Below are 21,431 nucleotides of genomic sequence, written 5' to 3' on the forward strand. Positions count from 1 at the left end.
ATAGACAGATTGTTGACAAAGTTTACAGTGAATGAATTTCTGAACAGAAAAACTAAAAAATTGGCTGGTAAATTTAGGAAAAAACTGAGCACGATGAGATTTTTTGTGTTATAATATTCTGTGAATAGCTATGCCTACGTTTAGCTATTGAATATTACGAAGTTAGAAACTTGGAAGATAGAGAGGATGCGATGTAATGGCTAGAGAAGGCTTTTTTACAGGTCTAGATATTGGAACAAGCTCTGTCAAGGTGCTTGTAGCTGAGCAGAGAAATGGTGAATTAAATGTAATTGGCGTGAGTAATGCCAAAAGTAAAGGTGTAAAGGATGGAATTATTGTTGATATTGATGCAGCAGCAACTGCTATCAAATCAGCAATTTCCCAAGCAGAAGAAAAAGCAGGCATCTCAATTAAATCAGTGAATGTTGGTTTACCAGCTAATCTCTTACAGGTAGAACCAACTCAAGGAATGATTCCAGTAACATCTGATACCAAGGAAATTATGGATCAAGATGTCGAGAATGTTGTCAAATCAGCTTTGACAAAGAGTATGACACCTGATCGTGAAGTTATCACATTCATTCCTGAGGAATTTATTGTGGATGGTTTTCAAGGGATTCGTGACCCACGTGGTATGATGGGGGTTCGCCTTGAAATGCGTGGTTTACTTTATACAGGTCCTCGCACTATTTTACATAACCTACGTAAGACAGTTGAACGTGCAGGTGTTCAGGTTGAAAATATTATTATTTCACCACTAGCAATGGTTCAATCTATTTTGAATGAAGGTGAACGTGAATTTGGTGCTACAGTGATTGATATGGGGGCAGGTCAAACGACTGTCGCTACAATTCGTAACCAAGAACTCCAGTTTACCAATATTCTCCAAGAAGGCGGAGATTATGTAACTAAGGATATCTCTAAAGTCTTGAAGACATCACAGAAACTAGCCGAAGGTTTGAAATTAAACTATGGAGAGGCTTATCCTCCTCTCGCAAGTAAAGAAACATTCCAAGTCGAAGTGATCGGGGAAGTAGAACCTGTTGAAGTAACAGAAAATTACTTGTCAGAAATTATTTCTGCACGTATTAAGCATATTTTTGAACAAATCAAACAAGACTTAGACAGAAGACATTTATTGGATCTTCCTGGTGGCATTGTTTTGATTGGTGGAACGGCTATTTTACCGGGTATTGTGGAGCTTGCTCAAGAAGTTTTTGGTGTTCGTGTCAAGCTTTATGTTCCAAACCAAGTTGGAATTCGTAATCCAGCCTTTGCGCATGTGATTAGTCTATCAGAATTCGCGGGACAATTGACAGAAGTACATCTCTTGGCTCAACGAGCAGTCAAGGGTGATGAAGGATTATTCCAACAACCGCTTAGTTTTGGGGGAATGATTCAGAAAACAGCTCAGTTTGTACAATCAACGCCTGTTCAACCAGCCCCTGCTCCAGAAGTAGAGCCGGTGGCGCCTACAGAACCAATGGCGGATTTCCAACAAGCTTCACAAAATAAACCGAAATTAGCAGATCGTTTCCGTGGCTTGATCGGAAGCATGTTTGACGAATAAAGAGGAAAAATAAATTATGACATTTTCATTTGATACAGCTGCTGCTCAAGGTGCAGTGATTAAAGTAATTGGTGTCGGTGGAGGTGGTGGCAATGCCATCAACCGTATGGTCGACGAAGGTGTTACAGGCGTAGAATTTATCGCAGCAAACACAGATGTACAAGCATTGAGTAGTACAAAAGCTGAGACTGTTATTCAGTTGGGACCTAAATTGACTCGTGGTTTGGGTGCAGGAGGTCAACCTGAGGTTGGTCGTAAAGCTGCTGAAGAAAGCGAAGAAACACTGACGGAAGCTATCAGTGGCGCAGATATGGTCTTCATCACTGCTGGTATGGGAGGAGGCTCTGGAACTGGAGCTGCTCCTGTTATTGCTCGTATCGCTAAAGATTTAGGTGCTCTTACAGTTGGTGTTGTAACACGTCCGTTTGGTTTTGAAGGAAGCAAACGTGGACAATTTGCTGTAGAAGGAATCAATCAACTGCGTGAGCATGTAGATACTTTATTGATTATCTCAAACAACAACTTGCTTGAAATTGTTGATAAGAAAACTCCACTTCTTGAAGCTCTTAGCGAGGCAGATAACGTTCTTCGTCAAGGTGTTCAAGGAATTACCGATTTGATTACCAACCCAGGATTGATTAACCTTGACTTTGCCGATGTGAAAACAGTTATGGCAAATAAAGGGAATGCTCTTATGGGTATTGGTATCGGTAGTGGAGAAGAACGTGTGGTGGAAGCAGCACGTAAGGCAATTTACTCTCCACTTCTTGAAACAACAATTGATGGAGCAGAAGATGTGATTGTCAACGTAACTGGTGGTCTTGACTTAACCTTGATTGAGGCAGAAGAGGCTTCACAAATTGTGAACCAGGCAGCAGGACAAGGAGTAAACATCTGGCTCGGTACTTCAATTGATGAAAGTATGCGTGATGAGATCCGTGTAACAGTTGTTGCAACGGGTGTTCGTCAAGACCGCGTAGAAAAGGTAGTAGCTCCACAAGCTAGACCTACTACTAACTACCGTGAGACAGTGAAATCAGCACATTCACATGGCTTTGATCGTCATTTTGATATGGCAGAAACAGCTGAATTGCCAAAACAAAATCAACGTCGCTTGGAACAAGCTCAAGGATCTGCTTTTGGTGATTGGGATTTACGTCGCGAGACAATTGTTCGTCCGACTGATTCAGTAGTGTCACCGGTAGAACGTTTTGAAATTCCAAATTCACAAGATGAAGATGAGTTGGATACACCTCCATTTTTCAAAAATCGTTAAGTAAATGAATGTAAAAGAAAATACAGAACGTGTTTTTCGAGAAGTCGCAGAAGCAAGTCTGAGTGCTCATCGCGAGAGTGGCTCAGTCTCTGTCATTGCAGTTACCAAGTATGTAGATGTACCGACAGCGGAAGCCTTGCTTCCGCTAGGGGTTCATCATATCGGTGAAAATCGTGTAGATAAGTTTCTAGAGAAATATCAAGCTTTAAAAGATCGAGATGTGACTTGGCATTTGATTGGGACCTTGCAAAGACGTAAGGTGAAAGATGTCATTCAATACGTTGATTATTTCCATGCATTGGATTCAGTAAAGCTAGCAGAGGAAATCCAAAAAAGAAGTGACCGAGTCATCAAGTGTTTCCTTCAAGTAAATATTTCTAAAGAAGAAAGTAAACACGGATTTTCGAGAGAGGAACTGCTGGAAATCTTGCCAGAGTTAGCCAAACTAGATAAGATTGAATATGTTGGTTTAATGACGATGGCACCTTTTGAGGCTAGCAGTGAGCAGTTGAAAGAAATTTTCAAGGCGACCCAAGATTTACAAAAAGAAATCCAAGAAAAACAAATTCCAAATATGCCTATGACCGACTTAAGCATGGGAATGAGTCGTGATTATAAAGAAGCGATTCAATTCGGTTCCACCTTTGTTCGCATAGGTACAGCATTTTTTAAGTAGGAGAGAACCATGTCTTTAAAAGATAGATTCGATAGATTTATAGATTATTTTACGGAGGATGAGGATTTAAGTCTCCCTAATGAAAAACGAGATGAGCCCATTTTAACTCCAGTAAATTCTACACAGGAAAAGGCTCTCTCAACGAATCAAACACCAAGCACAAGTGGTACAAAAGAAAATAATATTACTAGACTGCATGCACGTCAACAAGAGTTAGCAAAGCAAAATCAGCATTCTACTGAAAAAGTAACAATTGATGTTCGTTATCCTAGAAAATATGAAGATGCGATAGAAATTGTTGATTTATTAGCAGGAAACGAAAGTATTTTGATTGATTTTCAATATATGACTGAAGTGCAAGCTCGTCGTTGTTTAGATTATCTGGATGGAGCTTGCCATGTTCTAGCTGGAAATTTGAAAAAGGTAGCTTCTACCATGTACCTGTTGACACCAGTGAATGTTATTGTAAATGTTGAAGATATTCGTTTACCAGATGAAGATCAACAGGGTGAGTTTGATTTTGATATGAGACGAAATAGAGTACGATGATGATTTTTTTAATTCGTCTGATTTATAATGCAGTGGATTTTTACTCCCTGATTTTGGTGGCCTTTGCTGTCATGTCTTGGTTTCCAGGTGCCTACGAATCAAGTTTAGGTCGTTGGATTGTAGCATTGGTAAAACCAGTGCTTGCTCCTTTACAACGCCTGCCTTTACAGATAGCGGGTCTTGATTTATCTGTTTGGGTTGCGATTGTTTTGGTTCGATTTTTAGGAGAAAACCTAGTCCGTTTTCTGGCGATGATAGGATGAATAAAGGGATTTACCAGCATTTCTCCATAGAAGATCGTCCCTTTCTTGATAAGGGAATGGAATGGATAAAGAAGGTAGAAGATAGCTATGCTCCTTTTTTAACTCCTTTTATCAATCCTCATCAGGAGAAGCTATTAAAAATTTTGGCCAAGACCTATGGTCTTGCTTGTAGCAGTAGTGGGGAATTCGTCTCGAGTGAGTATGTTCGAGTTTTATTATATCCAGATTATTTTCAGCCAGAGTTTTCAGATTTTGAAATATCTCTCCAGGAAATAGTGTATTCCAATAAATTTGAACACTTAACGCATGCTAAGATTTTAGGGACAGTCATCAATCAATTGGGAATTGAACGGAAACTTTTTGGAGATATCCTAGTAGATGAAGAACGGGCGCAGATTATGATTAATCAGCAGTTTCTTCTTCTCTTTCAAGATGGATTAAAGAAAATTGGCCGTATACCCGTTTCGCTGGAGGAACGTCCTTTCACCGAGAAAATAGATAAGCTAGAACAGTATAGAGAGCTGGATTTATGCGTGTCTAGTTTTAGATTAGATGTTCTTTTATCAAATGTTTTGAAACTATCTAGAAATCAAGCAAACCAGTTGATTGACAAGAAACTTGTCCAAGTAAATTATCATGTGGTAGACAAATCAGATTATACTGTTCAAGTTGGAGACTTGATTAGTGTGAGAAAATTTGGGCGTTTGAGGTTGCTTCAAGATAAGGGACAAACTAAAAAAGAGAAGAAAAAAATAACAGTCCAGTTATTATTAAGTAAGTGAGGAAAAATATGCCAATTACATCGTTAGAAATCAAAGATAAAACCTTTAGCACACGTTTTAGAGGTTTTGATCCAGAAGAAGTAGATGAATTTTTAGATATTGTAGTTCGTGATTATGAAGATTTGGTTCGTTCTAATCATGATAAGGATTTACATATTAAAAATTTGGAAGAGCGTTTGTCTTACTTTGATGAGATGAAAGATTCGTTGAGCCAGTCTGTATTGATTGCCCAAGATACAGCTGAGAGAGTGAAACAAACAGCACACGATCGTTCAAATAATATTATTCATCAAGCTGAACAGGATGCACATCGATTATTGGAAGAAGCAAAATACAAGGCAAATGAAATTCTTCGTCAGGCAGCTGATAATGCTAAGAAAGTTGCTGTTGAAACCGAAGAATTGAAGAACAAGAGTCGTGTCTTCCACCAACGTCTTAAATCTACAATTGAGAGTCAGTTGGCTATTGTTGAATCTTCAGATTGGGAAGATATTCTTCGTCCAACAGCTACTTATCTTCAGACAAGTGATGAAGCCTTTAAAGAAGTGGTTAGCGAAGTACTTGGAGAACCGATTCCAGCTCCAATTGAGGAAGAACCAATTGATATGACACGTCAATTTTCTCAAGAAGAAATGACAGAGTTACAGGCTCGTATTGAGGCAGCCAATAAAGAATTGGCTGAATTTGAAGCTCAAGCTAAACAGGAAGTGGAAAACCCAACTCCTGTAGTGAGTCCTCAAATTGAAGAAGAACCAGCTCATCCAGTTGGTCCAATGTATGAAGAACCAGAAGTAGCTCCAGTGCATCCGACAGGTCCAACACCAGCTACAGAAACGTTTGATTCAGCACCAGGATTTGAAGCACCGCAAGAATCCGTTACAATTTTATAAGAAATATTCTGAGAACAATATCTTATCCTTATATTTCCAGCGAGCAGGAGATGGTGTGAGTCCTGTAATCCCTATTGATAAGATTATCCTCTCAAAAACTCAAGTCTGAAGCTAGTAAGATTTGACGTTCCCCACGTTACGGGATAAGAGGGAGAAAGACTAAATCTTTTTCTGAATAAAGGTGGTACCACGATTTTCGTCCTTTTTGGCAGTCGTGGTTTTTAATTTGTTATTATTTATAAAGGAGATACCATGAAACTCAAAGATACCCTTAACCTTGGGAAAACAGCTTTCCCAATGCGTGCAGGCCTTCCTACCAAAGAGCCAGTTTGGCAAAAGGAATGGGAAGATGCAAAACTTTACCAACGTCGTCAAGAATTGAACCAAGGAAAACCTCATTTCACCTTGCATGATGGCCCTCCATACGCTAACGGAAATATCCACGTTGGACATGCTATGAACAAGATTTCAAAAGATATCATTGTTCGCTCAAAATCTATGTCAGGTTTTTACGCACCATTTATCCCGGGTTGGGACACTCATGGTCTGCCAATCGAGCAAGTTTTGGCAAAACAAGGTGTCAAACGTAAAGAAATGGACTTGGTTGAGTACTTGAAACTTTGCCGTGAATACGCTCTTTCTCAAGTAGATAAACAACGTGAAGACTTTAAACGTTTGGGTGTTTCTGGTGACTGGGAAAATCCATATGTGACTTTGACTCCTGACTATGAAGCAGCTCAAATCCGTGTATTTGGTGAGATGGCTAATAAAGGTTATATCTACCGTGGTGCCAAGCCAGTTTACTGGTCTTGGTCATCTGAGTCAGCCCTTGCTGAAGCGGAGATTGAATACCATGATTTGGTTTCAACTTCCCTTTACTATGCCAACAAGGTAAAAGATGGGAAAGGTGCTCTAGATACAGATACTTATATCGTAGTTTGGACAACTACTCCATTTACCATCACAGCTTCTCGTGGTTTGACTGTTGGAGCGGATATTGATTATGTCTTGGTTCGACCTGCTGGTGAAGCTCGTAAGTTTGTCGTTGCTGCAGAATTGTTGACTAGCTTGTCTGAGAAATTTGGCTGGGTTGATGTTCAAGTTTTGGCAACTTACCGTGGTCAAGAATTGAACCACATCGTAACAGAACACCCATGGGATACAGCTGTAGATGAATTGGTTATCCTTGGTGACCACGTTACAACAGATTCTGGTACAGGTATTGTCCATACCGCCCCTGGTTTTGGTGAGGACGACTACAATGTTGGTATTGCTAATGGTCTTGAAGTCGCAGTGACTGTTGACGAACGTGGTATCATGATGAAGAATGCTGGTCCTGAGTTTGAAGGTCAATTCTATGAAAAGGTAGTTCCAACTGTTATCGAGAAACTTGGTAACCTCCTTCTTGCCCAAGAAGAAATCTCTCACTCATACCCATTTGACTGGCGTACTAAGAAACCAATCATCTGGCGTGCAGTACCACAATGGTTTGCCTCAGTTTCTAAATTCCGCCAAGAAATCTTGGATGAAATTGAAAAAGTGAAATTCCACTCAGAATGGGGTAAAGTCCGTCTTTACAATATGATTCGTGACCGTGGTGACTGGGTCATCTCTCGTCAACGTGCTTGGGGTGTTCCACTTCCTATCTTCTACGCTGAAGATGGTACAGCTATCATGACAGCTGAAACTATTGAACACGTAGCTCAACTTTTTGAAGAACATGGTTCAAGCATTTGGTGGGAACGTGATGCTAAGGACCTCTTGCCAGAAGGATTTACTCATCCAGGTTCACCAAATGGTGAGTTCAAGAAAGAAACAGATATCATGGACGTTTGGTTTGACTCAGGTTCATCATGGAATGGGGTTGTAGTAAACCGTCCTGAGTTGACTTACCCAGCAGACCTTTACCTAGAAGGTTCTGACCAATATCGTGGTTGGTTCAACTCATCACTCATCACATCTGTTGCCAACCATGGCGTAGCACCTTACAAGCAAATCTTGTCACAAGGTTTTGCCCTTGATGGTAAAGGTGAGAAGATGTCTAAATCTCTTGGAAATACCATTGCTCCAAGTGATGTTGAAAAACAATTTGGTGCAGAAATCTTGCGTCTCTGGGTAACAAGTGTTGACTCAAGCAATGACGTGCGTATTTCTATGGATATCTTGAGCCAAGTCTCTGAAACTTACCGTAAAATCCGTAACACCCTTCGGTTCTTGATTGCCAATACGTCTGACTTTAACCCAACTCAAGATTCAGTAGCTTACGATGAGCTTCGTTCAGTTGATAAGTACATGACGATTCGCTTTAACCAGCTTGTGAAAACGATTCGTGATGCTTATGCAAACTTTGAATTCTTGACAATCTACAAGGCCTTGGTGAACTTTATCAACGTTGATTTGTCAGCCTTCTACCTTGATTTTGCTAAAGATGTTGTTTACATCGAAGGTGCCAAATCATTGGAACGCCGTCAAATGCAGACTGTTTTCTATGACATTCTTGTGAAAATCACCAAACTCTTGACACCAATCCTTCCTCACACAGCAGAGGAAATCTGGTCATACCTTGAGTTTGAAGCCGAAGACTTCGTTCAATTGTCAGAATTGCCAGAAGCGGAAACTTTTGCTAATCAAGAAGAAATCTTGGATACATGGGCTGCCTTCATGGACTTCCGTGGACAAGCTCAAAAAGCCTTGGAAGAAGCGCGTAATGCCAAAGTTATCGGGAAATCGCTTGAAGCACACTTGACAGTTTATCCAAACGAAGTGGTGAAAACTCTACTCGAAGCAGTAAACAGCAATGTAGCTCAACTTTTAATCGTGTCAGACTTGACTATCGCAGAAGGACCAGCTCCAGAAGCTGCCGTTAGCTTCGAAGATGTAGCCTTTACTGTTGAACGTGCTGCAGGTGAAGTGTGTGACCGTTGCCGTCGTATCGACCCAACAACAGCAGAACGTAGCTACCAGGCAGTCATCTGTGACCACTGTGCAAGCATCGTAGAAGAAAACTTTGCGGACGCAGTCTCAGAAGGATTTGAAGAGAAATAAGTTAAAGAGTCTAGGGAAAACTCAATTTGAGAAGGAAAGACAACTAATCTTATAGACTATAAAACGCATTGTATCACCTTTTTGAACACCTGATACGATGCGTTTTTATCATGTTAGAAGTTTATTGTCGTTTTCTTGTTTCAATTAATACTCTTCGAAAATCTCTTCAAACTACATCAGCGTCGCCTCGCTGTACTTAAGCACAGTGAGGCGACTAGCTTTCTAGTTTGCTTTTTGATTTTCATTGAGTATAACTTTACATCGTTGTATATTGTTGAATTTCAAAAAGCTCATGAATCATCTGAAAAGTAGATTTCATGAGCTTTTATCTGTTGGCGTTCTAAATGGATTTATCAATCAAATGTTTAAGATTTGATAGGAGATGCTCCAAAGTTAGGACTGTTTTCTGCTGGTGAGCTAGTTGGTAGAGATTTTGAAAGTAGTCTTGAATATCGTTTTCAAAATTTTGAGGTAGATGAGAGCAATTGTTTTTTGCGAACTGGAGCATGCGTTTTTCTCCTGGATGGAGCTGCTCATTGAAGGCGAAGAGCAAATCAAAATAAGAAGCGAAAAACTCGCTACTGCGGTGATTGATGCTGAGTAAGTCTTGGCGTTTGAGAGCTTTTTTGATTTGTCTTGAAAAAGCTGGCATAGCTTGGTCGAGAAGCAGGAATTGCTTGTTGATGATATTCTTTTTCAGCTCAGCTGGATAAGGAAGATTGTACTTTTTCTGGAGGGCAGCATAGTGACCATCTTGATCGTAGATAATCTTACTATTGAGAAGATTGTACCACATACAAGTAGTGTAAGAATTCTGGGCTTGATGCTCTAAAACTACGGCTTGTAAATCTTTGTCAAATTCGTCTAAAGAGCGGTAAATCAGCTCGATTTCGATACCATTATTGAGAACACAATCATCCTCCAATTCCCAAAATTGATTAGCGATTTCCATATAGGTGCAGTGTTTACTGAGGATTTCTTTTCGTATGTCTGGTGAGAGAGGAGCACTGAGGTAGACATATACATCATAGTCAGAGTCTTTGTCAAAATCTTGTCCAGCCCGTGATCCTCCTAGAGCTAGAGCCTCTACTTGCTCTAGTTGGGCCAATTCTTTAAAGAGATGTTGTGGCATAATGTTAACCTTCTTTATTTTTTGACATCATTCTAACAAAAAGTAAGGAGACTAGCAAGGGTGAAATGGAAATTTCTTTTCACATATTTGCTTAATTTTATTTCATATTATGCAAGTTTTTATTTTATAATTTCAGAAAATGCTTTTTTTTTTTAGCAAATATGATACAATTTTATTTGAAAAAAATAAAAAAGGAGATTTATTATGAAGTCAAAAGCTTTAGCACTTTATAGTGGTATTGTTGGTTTAGTAGGTGGACTCTACTTGCTTATTGCCCCGTTTCTTTTACTAGCAGCAGTTGTGAGTACAGCTGCTACAGCAACAGCTACACAGAGTCCTGAATTAACTGCATCTACAACAGTTGCAGGAATTGCAGGAGTTTTACTTCCAACCGTTTTAAAAATTGCTATTTTAGTTTTAGGAATTGTTGCGATTGTATACTATAAGGGAGAAAGTCGTGTTGGTTCTGCTCCTTCTGTCCTATTAATCGTAGGTGGAGCAGTTGGCTTGATTCCAGCCCTTGGTTGGGTAGGAGGAATCCTAGCAATTATCGGTGGTTCACTATTTTTAGGAAGTCTCAAAAAATTCAAAGTTGAAGGATAAAAAATAAGGAAAAGGATTGCCAAACAATCCTTTCCTTTTTGGTTTTGACTAGCTTTTTTGTGAAAAATTGTGTAAAATAGAATAGATAAACGAGGGGAAACCTCGGAAAATTTAAAGGAGAATCCATCTAATGGTAAAATTGGTTTTTGCTCGCCACGGTGAGTCTGAATGGAACAAAGCTAACCTTTTCACTGGTTGGGCTGATGTTGATTTGTCTGAAAAAGGTACACAACAAGCGATTGACGCTGGTAAATTGATCAAAGAAGCTGGCATCGAATTTGACCAAGCTTATACTTCAGTATTGAAACGTGCTATCAAAACAACAAACTTGGCTCTTGAAGCTTCTGACCAATTGTGGGTTCCAGTTGAAAAATCATGGCGTTTGAACGAACGTCACTACGGTGGTTTAACTGGTAAAAACAAAGCTGAAGCTGCTGAACAATTTGGTGATGAGCAAGTTCACATCTGGCGTCGTTCATACGATGTATTGCCTCCAAACATGGATCGTGATGATGAGCACTCAGCTCACACAGACCGTCGTTACGCTTCACTTGACGACTCAGTTATCCCAGATGCTGAAAACTTGAAAGTGACTTTGGAACGTGCCCTTCCATTTTGGGAAGATAAAATCGCTCCAGCTCTTAAAGATGGTAAAAACGTATTCGTAGGAGCTCACGGTAACTCAATCCGTGCCCTTGTAAAACACATCAAAGGTTTGTCAGATGACGAAATCATGGACGTGGAAATCCCTAACTTCCCACCATTGGTATTCGAATTCGACGAAAAATTGAACGTAGTTTCTGAATACTACCTTGGAAAATAAAAAATTGTAAGTCTAGAATTGATTTCTAGGCTTTTTATGTTAGTATGGTAGTATGATAAGGAATAAAAAACAAGATTATGTACTGGCCTACAAGCAACCAGCGTCAATAACATATAAGGGTTGGGAAGAAGAGGCCTTACCGATAGGCAATGGTTCTTTAGGTGCAAAAGTATTTGGGCTTATAGGGGCTGAGCGGATTCAATTCAATGAAAAGAGTCTTTGGTCTGGAGGTCCACTTCCTGATAGTTTAGATTATCAGGGTGGAAATCTTCAGGATCAGTATGGTTTTTTAGCTGAGATTCGGCAGGCTTTGGAAAAGAGAGATTACAATCGGGCTAAGGAACTGGCTGAACAGCACCTAGTTGGGCCCCAAACGAGTCAATATGGGACCTATCTGTCCTTTGGAGATATTTTCATTGAGTTCAGCCAGCAAGGCAAGACTTTGTATCAGGTGACGGATTACCAGAGACAGTTGAATATCAGTAAGGCACTGGCGACGACTTCTTATGCCTATAAGGGAACGAGATTTGAACGTGAAGCCTTTGCCAGTTTTCCAGATGATCTCTTGGTTCAACGTTTTACTAAGGAAGGGGCGGAAACTCTAGATTTTACTATAAAACTGTCCTTGACATGTGATTTGGCTTCTGATGGAAAGTATGAGCAGAAAAAATCTGATTACAAAGAGTGCCAGCTGGATATCACTGCTTCTCATATCTTGATGAAGGGGCGGGTTAAGGATAATGATCTGCGGTTTGCTAGTTATCTAGCTTGGGAAACGGATGGAGATATTAGAGTTTGGTCAGATAAGGTTCAGATATCAGGAGCCAGTTATGCCAATCTCTTCTTGGCGGCTAAGACAGATTTTGCCCAAAATCCTGCTAGTAATTATCGCAAGAAACTAGATTTAGAGCAACAGGTGATAGACTTGGTGGACACAGCTAAAGAAAAGGGCTATGCCCAATTGAAATCAAGGCATATTGAGGACTACCAAGCATTATTCCAGCGTGTTCAATTGGATTTGGGAGCTGATGTAGACACATCCACTACAGATGATTTGCTAAAAAATTATAAGCCACAAGCGGGGCAGGCTTTGGAGGAATTGTTCTTCCAGTATGGGCGGTATTTATTGATTAGTTCTTCTAGAGACTGCCCAGATGCTCTACCAGCTAACCTACAGGGAGTCTGGAATGCGGTCGATAATCCTCCTTGGAATTCGGACTATCACTTGAATATCAACCTGCAGATGAATTATTGGCCAGCCTATGTTACCAATCTTCTAGAGACGGCCTTTCCAGTCATCAATTATATCGATGATTTGCGTGTCTATGGTCGCATAGCGGCTGCAAGGTATGCAGGAATAATCTCTCAGACTGGGGAGGAGAATGGTTGGCTGGTTCATACTCAAGCGACTCCTTTTGGCTGGACGGCACCTGGTTGGGATTACTATTGGGGTTGGTCACCAGCTGCCAATGCATGGATGATGCAAACCGTTTATGAAGCCTATACATTTTACAGGAACCAAGACTATCTCAGGGAGAAAATTTATCCCATGTTGAGGGAAACGGTTCGTTTTTGGAATGATTTTTTACATGAGGATCAGCAGGCGCAACGTTGGGTGTCTTCTCCGTCTTATTCTCCAGAACATGGGCCGATTTCGATTGGCAATACCTATGACCAATCTCTGATTTGGCAGTTATTTCATGATTTTATTCAGGCTGCTCAGGAATTGGGACTGGATGAGGCTTTGTTGACTGAGGTGAAGGAGAAGTTTGACTTGCTTAATCCTCTTCAAATCACTCAATCTGGTCAAATCAGGGAGTGGTATGAGGAGGAAGAGCAGTATTTTCAAAATGAGAGAGTGGAGGTCCAGCATCGGCACGTTTCCCATCTAGTGGGACTCTATCCTGGAACTCTCTTTAGCTATAAGGGACAAGACTATCTTGATGCGGCGCGTGCTAGTCTCAATGATCGTGGAGATGGCGGCACAGGTTGGTCTAAAGCCAATAAGATCAATCTCTGGGCGCGTTTGGGAGATGGCAATCGAGCCCATAAATTATTAGCAGAGCAGTTAAAGTCATCGACCTTGCCAAATCTTTGGTGTAGCCATCCTCCTTTTCAGATAGATGGTAATTTTGGTGCTACTAGTGGCATGGCAGAAATGTTACTCCAGTCTCATGCAGCTTATCTGGTACCTCTAGCTGCCCTACCTGATGCTTGGTCAAGAGGTTCTGTTTCAGGCTTAATGGCACGTGGACATTTTGAAGTGAGCATGAGGTGGGAGGATAAAAAACTCTTACAGATGACCATTTTATCAAGGAGCGGAGGAGATTTGCGAGTTTCTTATCCAGATATTGAGAAGAGTGTGATTGAAGTGAATCAAGAAAAAGCAGAAGCGAAATGCATAGAGAAAGATTGTATTTCAGTGGCGACAGCAGAAGGTGATCTGGTTCAATTTTATTTTTAAGAAGGTGATAGAAGGCAGTAGTTTGAGACTGCCTTTTAATAAGGATTTGAGAATGTAAGCAGTTTCCAACTAGTTGAAAAAGCGTTATAATGGTAATATGAAGTAATTTGTTTGAGAGAGGGTGGGTCTGATGGCTTATATTGAGATGAAACACTGTTACAAGCGGTATCAGGTTGGGGACACGGAGATTGTGGCCAATCGTGATGTGAATTTTGAGATTGAAAAGGGTGAATTGGTTATTATTCTAGGTGCATCTGGTGCAGGCAAGTCAACGGTTCTTAACCTTCTTGGGGGAATGGATACCAATGATGAGGGGGAAATCTGGATTGATGGTGCCAATATTGCAGACTATAGTTCCCACCAGAGAACCAATTACCGCCGCAATGATGTCGGTTTTGTTTTTCAGTTTTATAATCTAGTTTCCAATCTAACCGCTAAGGAAAATGTAGAGTTGGCTTCAGAAATCGTGACAGATGCCTTGAATCCTGAGCAGGTTTTGACAGATGTAGGTCTGGTTCATCGTCTCAATAACTTTCCAGCCCAGCTGTCTGGAGGGGAGCAACAGCGAGTCTCCATTGCACGCGCGGTAGCCAAAAATCCTAAAATCCTCCTTTGTGATGAACCGACTGGAGCCTTGGACTATCAGACGGGTAAGCAGGTTTTGAAAATTCTCCAAGACATGTCTCGTCAAAAGGGAGCGACGGTGATCATCGTGACTCATAATGGAGCTTTGGCGCCCATTGCTGATCGCGTGATTCATATGCACGATGCCAGTGTCAAGGATGTGGTGATCAACCAGCGTCCTCAGGATATCGACAGTTTGGAGTACTAGCATGATCAAGCGAAAAACCTATTGGAAGGACTTAATTCAGTCCTTCACAGGCTCCAAGGGGCGTTTTTTATCCATCTTAACCTTGATGATGTTAGGGTCTCTAGCCTTAGTAGGCCTCAAAGTGACTAGCCCCAACATGGAGGCGACCGCCAATGACTATTTAACGACTGCTCAAACCTTGGATTTGGCAGTTATGTCTAACTATGGTTTGGATCAAGCAGATCAAGAAGAACTAGAACAGATAGAGGGCGCAAAGGTTGAGCTTGGCTATTTGACAGATGTGACTATGGAGAATGGGCAGGATGCCATTCGGCTGTACTCCAAATCAGAGCGAATTTCAACCTTTCAGCTAAGAGAGGGACGACTTCCTCAGTCAGACAAGGAAATCGCTTTGGCCACTCATTTGCAAGGCCAATACAGCGTGGGGCAGGAGATTAGTTTTAAAGAAAAAGAAGAGGGTCATTCCTCTTTAAAAGACCATACTTATACCATTACTGGTTTTGTGGATTCAGCTGAAATCCTCTCCCAGCGAGATATGGGCTACGCAGGAAGTGGAAGTGGGACTCTGACAGCCTATGGGGTGATTTTACCTAGTCAGTTTGATCAGAAAGTCTACAATATAGCTCGTTTGAAATATCAAGATTTAGCAGGCTTAAATGCTTTCTCAGCAGCTTATGAAGAAAAATCCAAGCAACATCAGGAAGACCTTGAACAAGCTTTGTCAGATAATGGCAAGGCACGTCTGCAACTCTTGAAAAAAGAAGGGCAAGAGTCTCTAGACAAAGGTCAAGAGACCCTTGACAAGGCTGAGACTAATTTGCAGTAAGGCAAGCGTCGTTTAGTAGCTGCTCAAGTTCGTTTACAGGCTCAGGAAAATCAACTAGCCTTGCTTCCTCAAGCTCAGAGAGAGCAGGCTAGTGCTCAACTTACCCAAGCTAAGCAGGAATTGAGCAAGGAAGAGGACAAACTAAAGCAGGCTGAACAAAAACTAGCCCAAGAAAAGGAAAAATTAGAAAAACATCAGCAAGTCTTGGATGATTTGGCGGAACCAAGGTATCAAGTCTATAATCGGCAAACCATGCCAGGTGGTCAAGGCTACCTCATGTACACTAATGCTTCAGCCAGTATTCGGGCAGTGGGCAATATCTTTCCTGTAGTGCTTTATGCCGTAGCAGCCATGGTGACCTTTACAACCATGACTCGCTTTGTGGATGAAGAGCGAACACATGCAGGAATTTTTAAGGCCTTGGGCTATCGTAGCAAGGATATTATCGCCAAGTTTCTCCTCTACGGCCTAGTAGCTGGGACTGTCGGAACAGCTCTAGGTAGTATACTTGGCCATTATTTACTAGCCGGTGTGATTTCAAGTGTCATTACAAAAGGCATGGTGGTAGGAGAAACCCAGATTCAGTTCTATTGGACCTATAGCTTACTGGCTCTTGTCTTGAGTTGGTTGGCGAGTGTGTTACCAGCCTACTTGGTAGCTCGTAGGGAACTTCATGATGAAGCAGCCCATCTTTTACTGCCTAAACCTCCTGTTAAAGGAGCTAAAATCTTACTAGAGCGCATCGGTTTTATTTGGCATCGTCTCAGTTTTACTCATAAGGTAACAGCTCGCAATATCTTCCGTTATAAGCAGCGGATGTTGATGACGATCTTTGGTGTGGCAGGTTCTGTGGCTCTGCTTTTTGCAGGTTTGGGAATCCAATCCTCTGTAGCAGGAGTTCCGTCTAAACAGTTTCAACAAATTCAACAGTATCAGATGATTGTTTCTGAAAATCTTAGTGGGACCAATCAAGACAAGGCAGAGCTGGAAGAAGTGTTGAAAGGGCAGGCTATTCAAGCCTATCAGAAAATCTATTCTAAAACGCTAGACAAGGATTTCAAAGGTAAGGCAGGTCTTCAGACCATTACCCTTATGATGACAGAGAAGGAAGATTTGACTCCCTTTATTCATCTGCAACATCATCAGCAAGAGTTGACATTAAAAGATGGAGTTGTCATCACAGCTAAACTAGCCCAGCTGGCAGGTGTCAAGGTTGGACAGACTCTAGAAATTGAAGGTAAGAAACTAAAGGTCGCTGCTATTACTGAGAACTACGTTGGTCATTTTATTTATATGAGTCAGACTGACTATGAGCAAATTTACGGACAGCTACCCCAAGCCAACACTTATCTGGTCTCGCTAAGGGATACCAGTGCTACTAGTATCGAAAGACAGGCAGGCTTGCTTATGAATCAAGCTGCGGTATCCAGCGTCGTCCAGAATGCTTCAGCCATTCGACTCTTTGACTCGGTAGCAAGTTCACTCAATCAGACCATGACCATCTTGGTCATCGTATCGGTTCTGTTGGCTATTGTTATCCTTTACAATCTGACCAATATCAACGTGGCTGAGAGAATCCGTGAACTCTCCACTATCAAGGTTCTCGGTTTTCATAATAATGAAGTCACTCTCTACATTTACCGTGAGACGATTGTGCTGTCCCTTGTGGGAATCGTACTTGGTTTGGTATCTGGTTTCTATTTACATCAATTTTTGATTCAAATGATTTCGCCTGCGACTATTCTCTTTTATCCGCAGGTAGGCTGGGAAGTCTATGTAATCCCAGTGGCAGCAGTAAGCATCATTTTGACCTTGCTTGGTTTCTTCGTCAATTATCATCTGAGAAAGGTTGATATGCTTGAAGCCTTGAAATCTGTAGAGTAATACTCTCCGAAAATCTCTTCAAACCAGGTCAGATTCCATCTAAAACCTCAAAACAGTGTCTTGAGTAGCTTGAGGCTAGATTCCTAGTTTACTCTTTGATTTTCATTGAGTATAAGTCAGTTGTTTTTAGCTGATTGAACTTATATTTACTCGTAAGCAAAAATCCTCCGTTTCAAAGAGTAGGGAACTCTTTGTGACAGAGGATTTTTTCTATAGGGCTTTAGCAGCTGCAATTGCGGCTTCGAAGTTTGGTTCAGAATTGATATTGTCCACGTATTCAACGTAGCGAATCGTATTGTCGGTATCAAGGACAAAGACTGCGCGTGCTAATAGGTGCCACTCATTGATTAAGAGGGCATAATCACGTCCAAAGGAATGGTCGAAATAGTCTGATAGCATGATGGCATTTTCAATACCTTCAGCACCGCACCAACGTTTTTGAGCAAAAGGTAGGTCCATGGAAACAGTCAAGACGACCGTATTGTCTAGTCCAGCCAGTTCTTCATTAAAACGACGCGTTTGAGTTGAGCAGATGCCTGTATCGATAGAAGGTACGACACTCAGGACTTTTTTCTTTCCATCAAAATCAGTCAGAGATTTTTTGGAAAGGTCTGTCGTAGTGAGAGAAAAATCAAGTGCCTTGTCGCCGACTTGTAGTTGTTTACCTGTAAAGCTCACAGGATTTCCGAGAAAAGTTACCATAGGATACTCCAATCTTTTTTCTTCCATTTTAGCTGAAACAGTCGGAATTTTCCAATGATTTGACCGGAAATGTGGGCATAGAAAAAACGCCAGCTCATGTGAGAATGACGTTTTTCAGATTTTTTATCTATTTGATATTTCTCGAAGGTAGTGCGGACGGGAGCAACTTCCTTCGGAATTTCATCCCTAATTTTTGAGCCTTAGGTCTCAAAAATTCCGTCCTAGATAAGATCAAAGTTCTTATCTAGGATACCACTACAGTGAGAAATATCTGGTAAAAACTCACTTCGTTCGTACTGATTTAAGAAATCTTTATTCTTATAAACGCTTTTTTTAGCTAGAGATAGAACTAACAAAGCTAATATTAGAAGTAATGTAAAGAGAGACAAGAACCTAGTAATAGATAAACTAACATCTAGATTATTTTGCCAATCCTTCAGCAATCTTGTCAAGGTTGTATTTCATCATGTTGTAGTAGCTGTCGCCTTCTTTACCTTGTTCTGCGATAGAGTCAGTAAAGATTTGTGCGTAGATTGGGATGTTTGTGTCTTGTGAAACAGTCTTCATTGGACGGTCATCTACACTTGATTCTACAAAGAGTGAAGGAGTTTTTGTTTGGCGAAGTTTTTCAACCAAGGTCTTGATTTGGTCAGGTGTTCCTTCTTCTTCAGTATTGATTTCCCAGATATAGGCACTTGGAACGCCGTAGGCTTTAGAGAAGTATTTGAAGCATCCTTCGCTGGTTACGATGAGTTTTTTCTCAGCAGGGATGTTGTTAAATTTCTCTTTAGCTTCCTTGTCAAGTTTGTCTAGCTTATCAGTATATTCTTTGAGATTTTTTTCGTAGAATTCCTTGTTGCTAGGGTCTTTAGCGCTCAATTGTTTTGCGATATTTTTAGCAAAAATCATACCATTTTCAAGGTTAAGCCAAGCGTGTGGGTCTTCTTTGCCTTTTTCGTTTTGACCTTCAAGGTAGATAACATCAACGCCTTCGCTGACTGCAAAGTAGTCTTTGTTTTCAGTTTTCTTGGCATTTTCTACCAATTTTGTAAACCAAGCATTGCCACCTGTTTCAAGGTTGATCCCGTTATAGAAAATCAAATCAGCTTGAGAAGTTTTCTTGACGTCTTCAGGTAGTGGCTCGTATTCGTGTGGGTCTTGGCCAACAGGAACGATACTGTGAAGATCAATCTTGTCACCAGCAATATTTTTAGTAATATCAGCGATGATTGAGTTTGTAGCAACAACTTTTAGTTTTTGACCAGAAGCTGCATCTTTTTTTCCACTAGTACATGCTACAAGAGCAATGACGGAAAGAAAGAGAACGAGTAATGTACCTAATTTTTTCATTAGATCCTCCAATTTAGTGGGGTTTTGCCCCTTATTTTAACAAATGTTTATTTTTCAGTTTCAAATATCGTTGTTTTGGAGCGATAAAGAAGCTAATGAGAAAGAAACTAGCGGCTGTAAGCACGATACTAGAACCTGCCGCAACGTTAAAGCTATAGCCGATAAAGAGCCCCAAAACTGAAGCTGTCGCTCCAAAGGTTGAGGAAAGGAAAATCATGCTTTTCAGACTATTAGCATAGAGATAAGCAGTTGCAGCTGGGGTAATCAGCATGGCTACAATCAGGATAGTTCCGACACTTTGCATGGCTGTCACAGACACGAGAGTCAGGAGTACCATGAGAAGGTAGTGATAGAAATTGACAGGCATTCCCATGGCTTTAGCCAAGAGTTCATCAAAGGATGTTATCAAGAGTTGCTTGAAGAAAATCCAGATTAACAAGAGAATGGCTGCCCCCACACCCATAGTAATAAACATATCCGTATCTTGGACGGCCAGGATATTACCAAAAAGGATATGGAAAAGGTCAGTTGAACTTTTAGCGACACTAATCAAGATGATACCGAGGGCTAAGAAAGAAGAAAAGGTAATGCCGATGGCGGTATCGCTTTTGATAATCGAGTTCCCCTTGATGTAGGTAATGATGATAGCAGCTAGTAGTCCAAAGACAATGGCTCCGATGAAGAAGTCAAGGCCCAAGATAAAGGAGAGGGCTACACCTGGCAAGACAGCATGTGAAATGGCATCTCCCATGAGTGACATCCCGCGTAGGATGATGAAACATCCCACAGCTCCAGCTACGACCCCGATGACAATGGCTGTTATCAAGGCATTTTGTAAGAAATGGAATTTTTGCAATCCATCGATAAATTCTGCAATCATAGGTCACCTCCATTGAAAAATAGTCGATTACCGTAAGCTTCTTTGAGATTGGCTTCGGTAAAGGTTTCTTTGGTTGGACCAAAGGCAATCACTTCTCGATTGACAAGCAAGACTTGATCGAAGTAGTGGGCAACCTTGCTGAGGTCGTGGTGGACGATGAGAACCGTCTTCCCAGCTTTTTTCAGATCTCTCAGCGTATTCATGATGATTTCCTCACTAACAGAGTCAATCCCAACAAAGGGTTCATCCAAGAGGATATAGTCGGCTTCCTGCACCAAACATCTGGCAATCAAGACCCGCTGGAACTGACCTCCAGACAGTTGACTGATTTGACGTTCAGCGTAGTCAGCTAGACCGACAATTTCAAGGGCCTCTTGCACTTTCTTCCAATGTTTAGCCTTTAAACTTCGAAAGAGAGGGATAGAGGGAAAGAGTCCTAGCGAGACACATTCCTTGACCTTGATGGGAAAGTTGTAGTCGATATTGATTTTTTGTTCGACATAGGCGATTCGATGTAAGGATTTTTTAACTTCCTTGTCATCGAGAAATGCCTGACCTTGATGTGGGATAATTCCCAGCATCCCTTTTAATAGTGTTGATTTCCCAGCACCGTTTGGACCAATGATACCGGTAATTGTTGGTCCTTGGAGCACTAGTGAAATATCCTTAAGTGCCAACGTTTCTTTGTAGGAGACACTGAGGTTTTCGATACGTATCATAAACTTGTATTCCTCCTGCTTCTTAATATACATTAAAAAAAAAATTAAGTCAAGTTAATTTTTGAAAAAATTAAAATAATAACTGAAAAACAATAGGAAACATCCGTTTATTTTTAATTGCATTCCCAGTTAATTTTTGTTAAGCTAAAAACAAGTACAAATGAA

17 protein-coding genes and 1 pseudogene are annotated in these 21,431 nt (G+C 40.9%); 13 read left to right on the forward strand and 5 right to left on the reverse strand.

Going from position 1 to position 21,431, the window contains the following annotated elements; genetic code table 11:
* Nucleotides 1–196 precede the first annotated feature (196 nt).
* The 8 genes from ftsA to ileS all read left to right on the forward strand — a co-directional run bounded on the left by ftsA (nt 197) and on the right by ileS (nt 9,051).
* Nucleotides 197–1,570: a cell division protein FtsA gene (gene ftsA / locus QS39_RS05290; protein ID WP_000090384.1), complete on the forward strand. Its 1,374-nt coding sequence runs from the start codon at nt 197–199 to the stop codon at nt 1,568–1,570.
* Nucleotides 1,571–1,586: 16 nt separating this feature from the next.
* Nucleotides 1,587–2,846, forward strand: a complete 1,260-nt coding sequence (gene ftsZ / locus QS39_RS05295; protein WP_077804831.1) for a cell division protein FtsZ — start codon at nt 1,587–1,589, stop codon at nt 2,844–2,846.
* A 4-nt stretch (nt 2,847–2,850) separates the two neighbouring features.
* A complete protein-coding gene (locus QS39_RS05300; protein ID WP_077804832.1) occupies nt 2,851–3,522 on the forward strand; it encodes a YggS family pyridoxal phosphate-dependent enzyme in 672 nt (223 codons plus the stop codon).
* A 9-nt stretch (nt 3,523–3,531) separates the two neighbouring features.
* The gene (locus QS39_RS05305; RefSeq protein ID WP_049531827.1) at nt 3,532–4,071 is read left to right on the forward strand and encodes a cell division protein SepF; all 540 of its coding nucleotides are present in this window, start codon (nt 3,532–3,534) and stop codon (nt 4,069–4,071) included.
* On the forward strand, nt 4,071–4,334 hold the full coding sequence (locus tag QS39_RS05310; protein WP_077804833.1) for a YggT family protein: 264 nt from the start codon (nt 4,071–4,073) through the stop codon (nt 4,332–4,334). The genes QS39_RS05305 and QS39_RS05310 overlap by 1 nt, the downstream gene beginning before the upstream one ends.
* On the forward strand, nt 4,331–5,116 hold the full coding sequence (locus tag QS39_RS05315; protein WP_142761243.1) for a YlmH family RNA-binding protein: 786 nt from the start codon (nt 4,331–4,333) through the stop codon (nt 5,114–5,116). The genes QS39_RS05310 and QS39_RS05315 overlap by 4 nt, the downstream gene beginning before the upstream one ends.
* Nucleotides 5,117–5,124: 8 nt before the next feature.
* A complete protein-coding gene (locus QS39_RS05320; protein WP_307877694.1) occupies nt 5,125–6,006 on the forward strand; it encodes a DivIVA domain-containing protein in 882 nt (293 codons plus the stop codon).
* Nucleotides 6,007–6,258: 252 nt separating this feature from the next.
* Nucleotides 6,259–9,051, forward strand: coding sequence for an isoleucine--tRNA ligase (gene ileS, locus QS39_RS05330; protein ID WP_077804835.1), 2,793 nt, complete (start codon nt 6,259–6,261; stop codon nt 9,049–9,051).
* 340 nt (nt 9,052–9,391) lie between these two features.
* On the opposite strand, the gene QS39_RS05335 is transcribed toward ileS, so the two are convergent.
* Nucleotides 9,392–10,183, reverse strand: a complete 792-nt coding sequence (locus tag QS39_RS05335; RefSeq protein ID WP_077804836.1) for a nucleotidyltransferase domain-containing protein — start codon at nt 10,181–10,183, stop codon at nt 9,392–9,394.
* 204 nt (nt 10,184–10,387) lie between these two features.
* Here QS39_RS05335 and QS39_RS05340 point away from each other — a divergent pair, with 204 nt between their 5' ends.
* The 5 genes and pseudogenes from QS39_RS05340 to QS39_RS05360 all read left to right on the forward strand — a co-directional run bounded on the left by QS39_RS05340 (nt 10,388) and on the right by QS39_RS05360 (nt 17,615).
* Complete coding sequence (locus QS39_RS05340) at nt 10,388–10,786, forward strand: hypothetical protein (protein ID WP_049516481.1); 399 nt, start codon at nt 10,388–10,390, stop codon at nt 10,784–10,786.
* 130 nt (nt 10,787–10,916) lie between these two features.
* Complete coding sequence (locus QS39_RS05345; RefSeq protein WP_000240129.1) at nt 10,917–11,609, forward strand: phosphoglycerate mutase; 693 nt, start codon at nt 10,917–10,919, stop codon at nt 11,607–11,609.
* 52 nt (nt 11,610–11,661) lie between these two features.
* Nucleotides 11,662–14,073, forward strand: coding sequence for a glycoside hydrolase family 95 protein (locus tag QS39_RS05350; RefSeq protein WP_077804837.1), 2,412 nt, complete (start codon nt 11,662–11,664; stop codon nt 14,071–14,073).
* Nucleotides 14,074–14,203: 130 nt separating this feature from the next.
* Complete coding sequence (locus tag QS39_RS05355; protein WP_077804838.1) at nt 14,204–14,905, forward strand: ABC transporter ATP-binding protein; 702 nt, start codon at nt 14,204–14,206, stop codon at nt 14,903–14,905.
* Between the two features lies 1 nt (nt 14,906).
* A pseudogene (locus QS39_RS05360) lies at nt 14,907–17,615 on the forward strand (ABC transporter permease).
* 210 nt (nt 17,616–17,825) lie between these two features.
* Here QS39_RS05360 and tpx read toward each other — a convergent pair.
* From tpx to QS39_RS05380, 4 genes are all read right to left on the reverse strand, one after another.
* Nucleotides 17,826–18,317, reverse strand: a complete 492-nt coding sequence (gene tpx / locus QS39_RS05365) for a thiol peroxidase (RefSeq protein WP_077804839.1) — start codon at nt 18,315–18,317, stop codon at nt 17,826–17,828.
* 420 nt (nt 18,318–18,737) lie between these two features.
* Nucleotides 18,738–19,667, reverse strand: a complete 930-nt coding sequence (psaA, locus tag QS39_RS05370; RefSeq protein ID WP_045611179.1) for a metal ABC transporter substrate-binding lipoprotein/adhesin PsaA — start codon at nt 19,665–19,667, stop codon at nt 18,738–18,740.
* 31 nt (nt 19,668–19,698) lie between these two features.
* Nucleotides 19,699–20,547 carry a metal ABC transporter permease gene (locus QS39_RS05375; RefSeq protein WP_000559776.1) on the reverse strand — a complete coding sequence of 283 codons (849 nt, stop codon included), beginning with the start codon at nt 20,545–20,547 and terminating at the stop codon, nt 19,699–19,701.
* Nucleotides 20,544–21,266, reverse strand: coding sequence for a metal ABC transporter ATP-binding protein (locus tag QS39_RS05380; RefSeq protein WP_049524592.1), 723 nt, complete (start codon nt 21,264–21,266; stop codon nt 20,544–20,546). Before QS39_RS05380 ends, QS39_RS05375 begins: the two co-directional genes overlap by 4 nt.
* Nucleotides 21,267–21,431 lie beyond the last annotated feature (165 nt).

Origin of the sequence: Streptococcus mitis, from assembly GCF_002005545.1 — a bacterium.
GTDB lineage: Bacteria > Bacillota > Bacilli > Lactobacillales > Streptococcaceae > Streptococcus > Streptococcus mitis_I.

Bases quoted from the DNA above. Each gene is read 5' to 3' on its own strand.
- QS39_RS05380 (WP_049524592.1), bottom strand. From the start codon at position 21,266: ATGATACGTATCGAAAACCTCAGTGTCTCCTACAAAGAAACGTTGGCA.
- ileS (WP_077804835.1), top strand. From the start codon at position 6,259: ATGAAACTCAAAGATACCCTTAACCTTGGGAAAACAGCTTTCCCAATG.
- QS39_RS05375 (WP_000559776.1), bottom strand. From the start codon at position 20,547: ATGATTGCAGAATTTATCGATGGATTGCAAAAATTCCATTTCTTACAA.
- QS39_RS05355 (WP_077804838.1), top strand. From the start codon at position 14,204: ATGGCTTATATTGAGATGAAACACTGTTACAAGCGGTATCAGGTTGGG.
- QS39_RS05335 (WP_077804836.1), bottom strand. From the start codon at position 10,183: ATGCCACAACATCTCTTTAAAGAATTGGCCCAACTAGAGCAAGTAGAG.
- QS39_RS05350 (WP_077804837.1), top strand. From the start codon at position 11,662: ATGATAAGGAATAAAAAACAAGATTATGTACTGGCCTACAAGCAACCA.
- QS39_RS05340 (WP_049516481.1), top strand. From the start codon at position 10,388: ATGAAGTCAAAAGCTTTAGCACTTTATAGTGGTATTGTTGGTTTAGTA.
- QS39_RS05320 (WP_307877694.1), top strand. From the start codon at position 5,125: ATGCCAATTACATCGTTAGAAATCAAAGATAAAACCTTTAGCACACGT.
- QS39_RS05300 (WP_077804832.1), top strand. From the start codon at position 2,851: ATGAATGTAAAAGAAAATACAGAACGTGTTTTTCGAGAAGTCGCAGAA.
- tpx (WP_077804839.1), bottom strand. From the start codon at position 18,317: ATGGTAACTTTTCTCGGAAATCCTGTGAGCTTTACAGGTAAACAACTA.
- QS39_RS05305 (WP_049531827.1), top strand. From the start codon at position 3,532: ATGTCTTTAAAAGATAGATTCGATAGATTTATAGATTATTTTACGGAG.
- ftsZ (WP_077804831.1), top strand. From the start codon at position 1,587: ATGACATTTTCATTTGATACAGCTGCTGCTCAAGGTGCAGTGATTAAA.
- ftsA (WP_000090384.1), top strand. From the start codon at position 197: ATGGCTAGAGAAGGCTTTTTTACAGGTCTAGATATTGGAACAAGCTCT.
- QS39_RS05315 (WP_142761243.1), top strand. From the start codon at position 4,331: ATGAATAAAGGGATTTACCAGCATTTCTCCATAGAAGATCGTCCCTTT.
- psaA (WP_045611179.1), bottom strand. From the start codon at position 19,667: ATGAAAAAATTAGGTACATTACTCGTTCTCTTTCTTTCCGTCATTGCT.
- QS39_RS05345 (WP_000240129.1), top strand. From the start codon at position 10,917: ATGGTAAAATTGGTTTTTGCTCGCCACGGTGAGTCTGAATGGAACAAA.
- QS39_RS05310 (WP_077804833.1), top strand. From the start codon at position 4,071: ATGATTTTTTTAATTCGTCTGATTTATAATGCAGTGGATTTTTACTCC.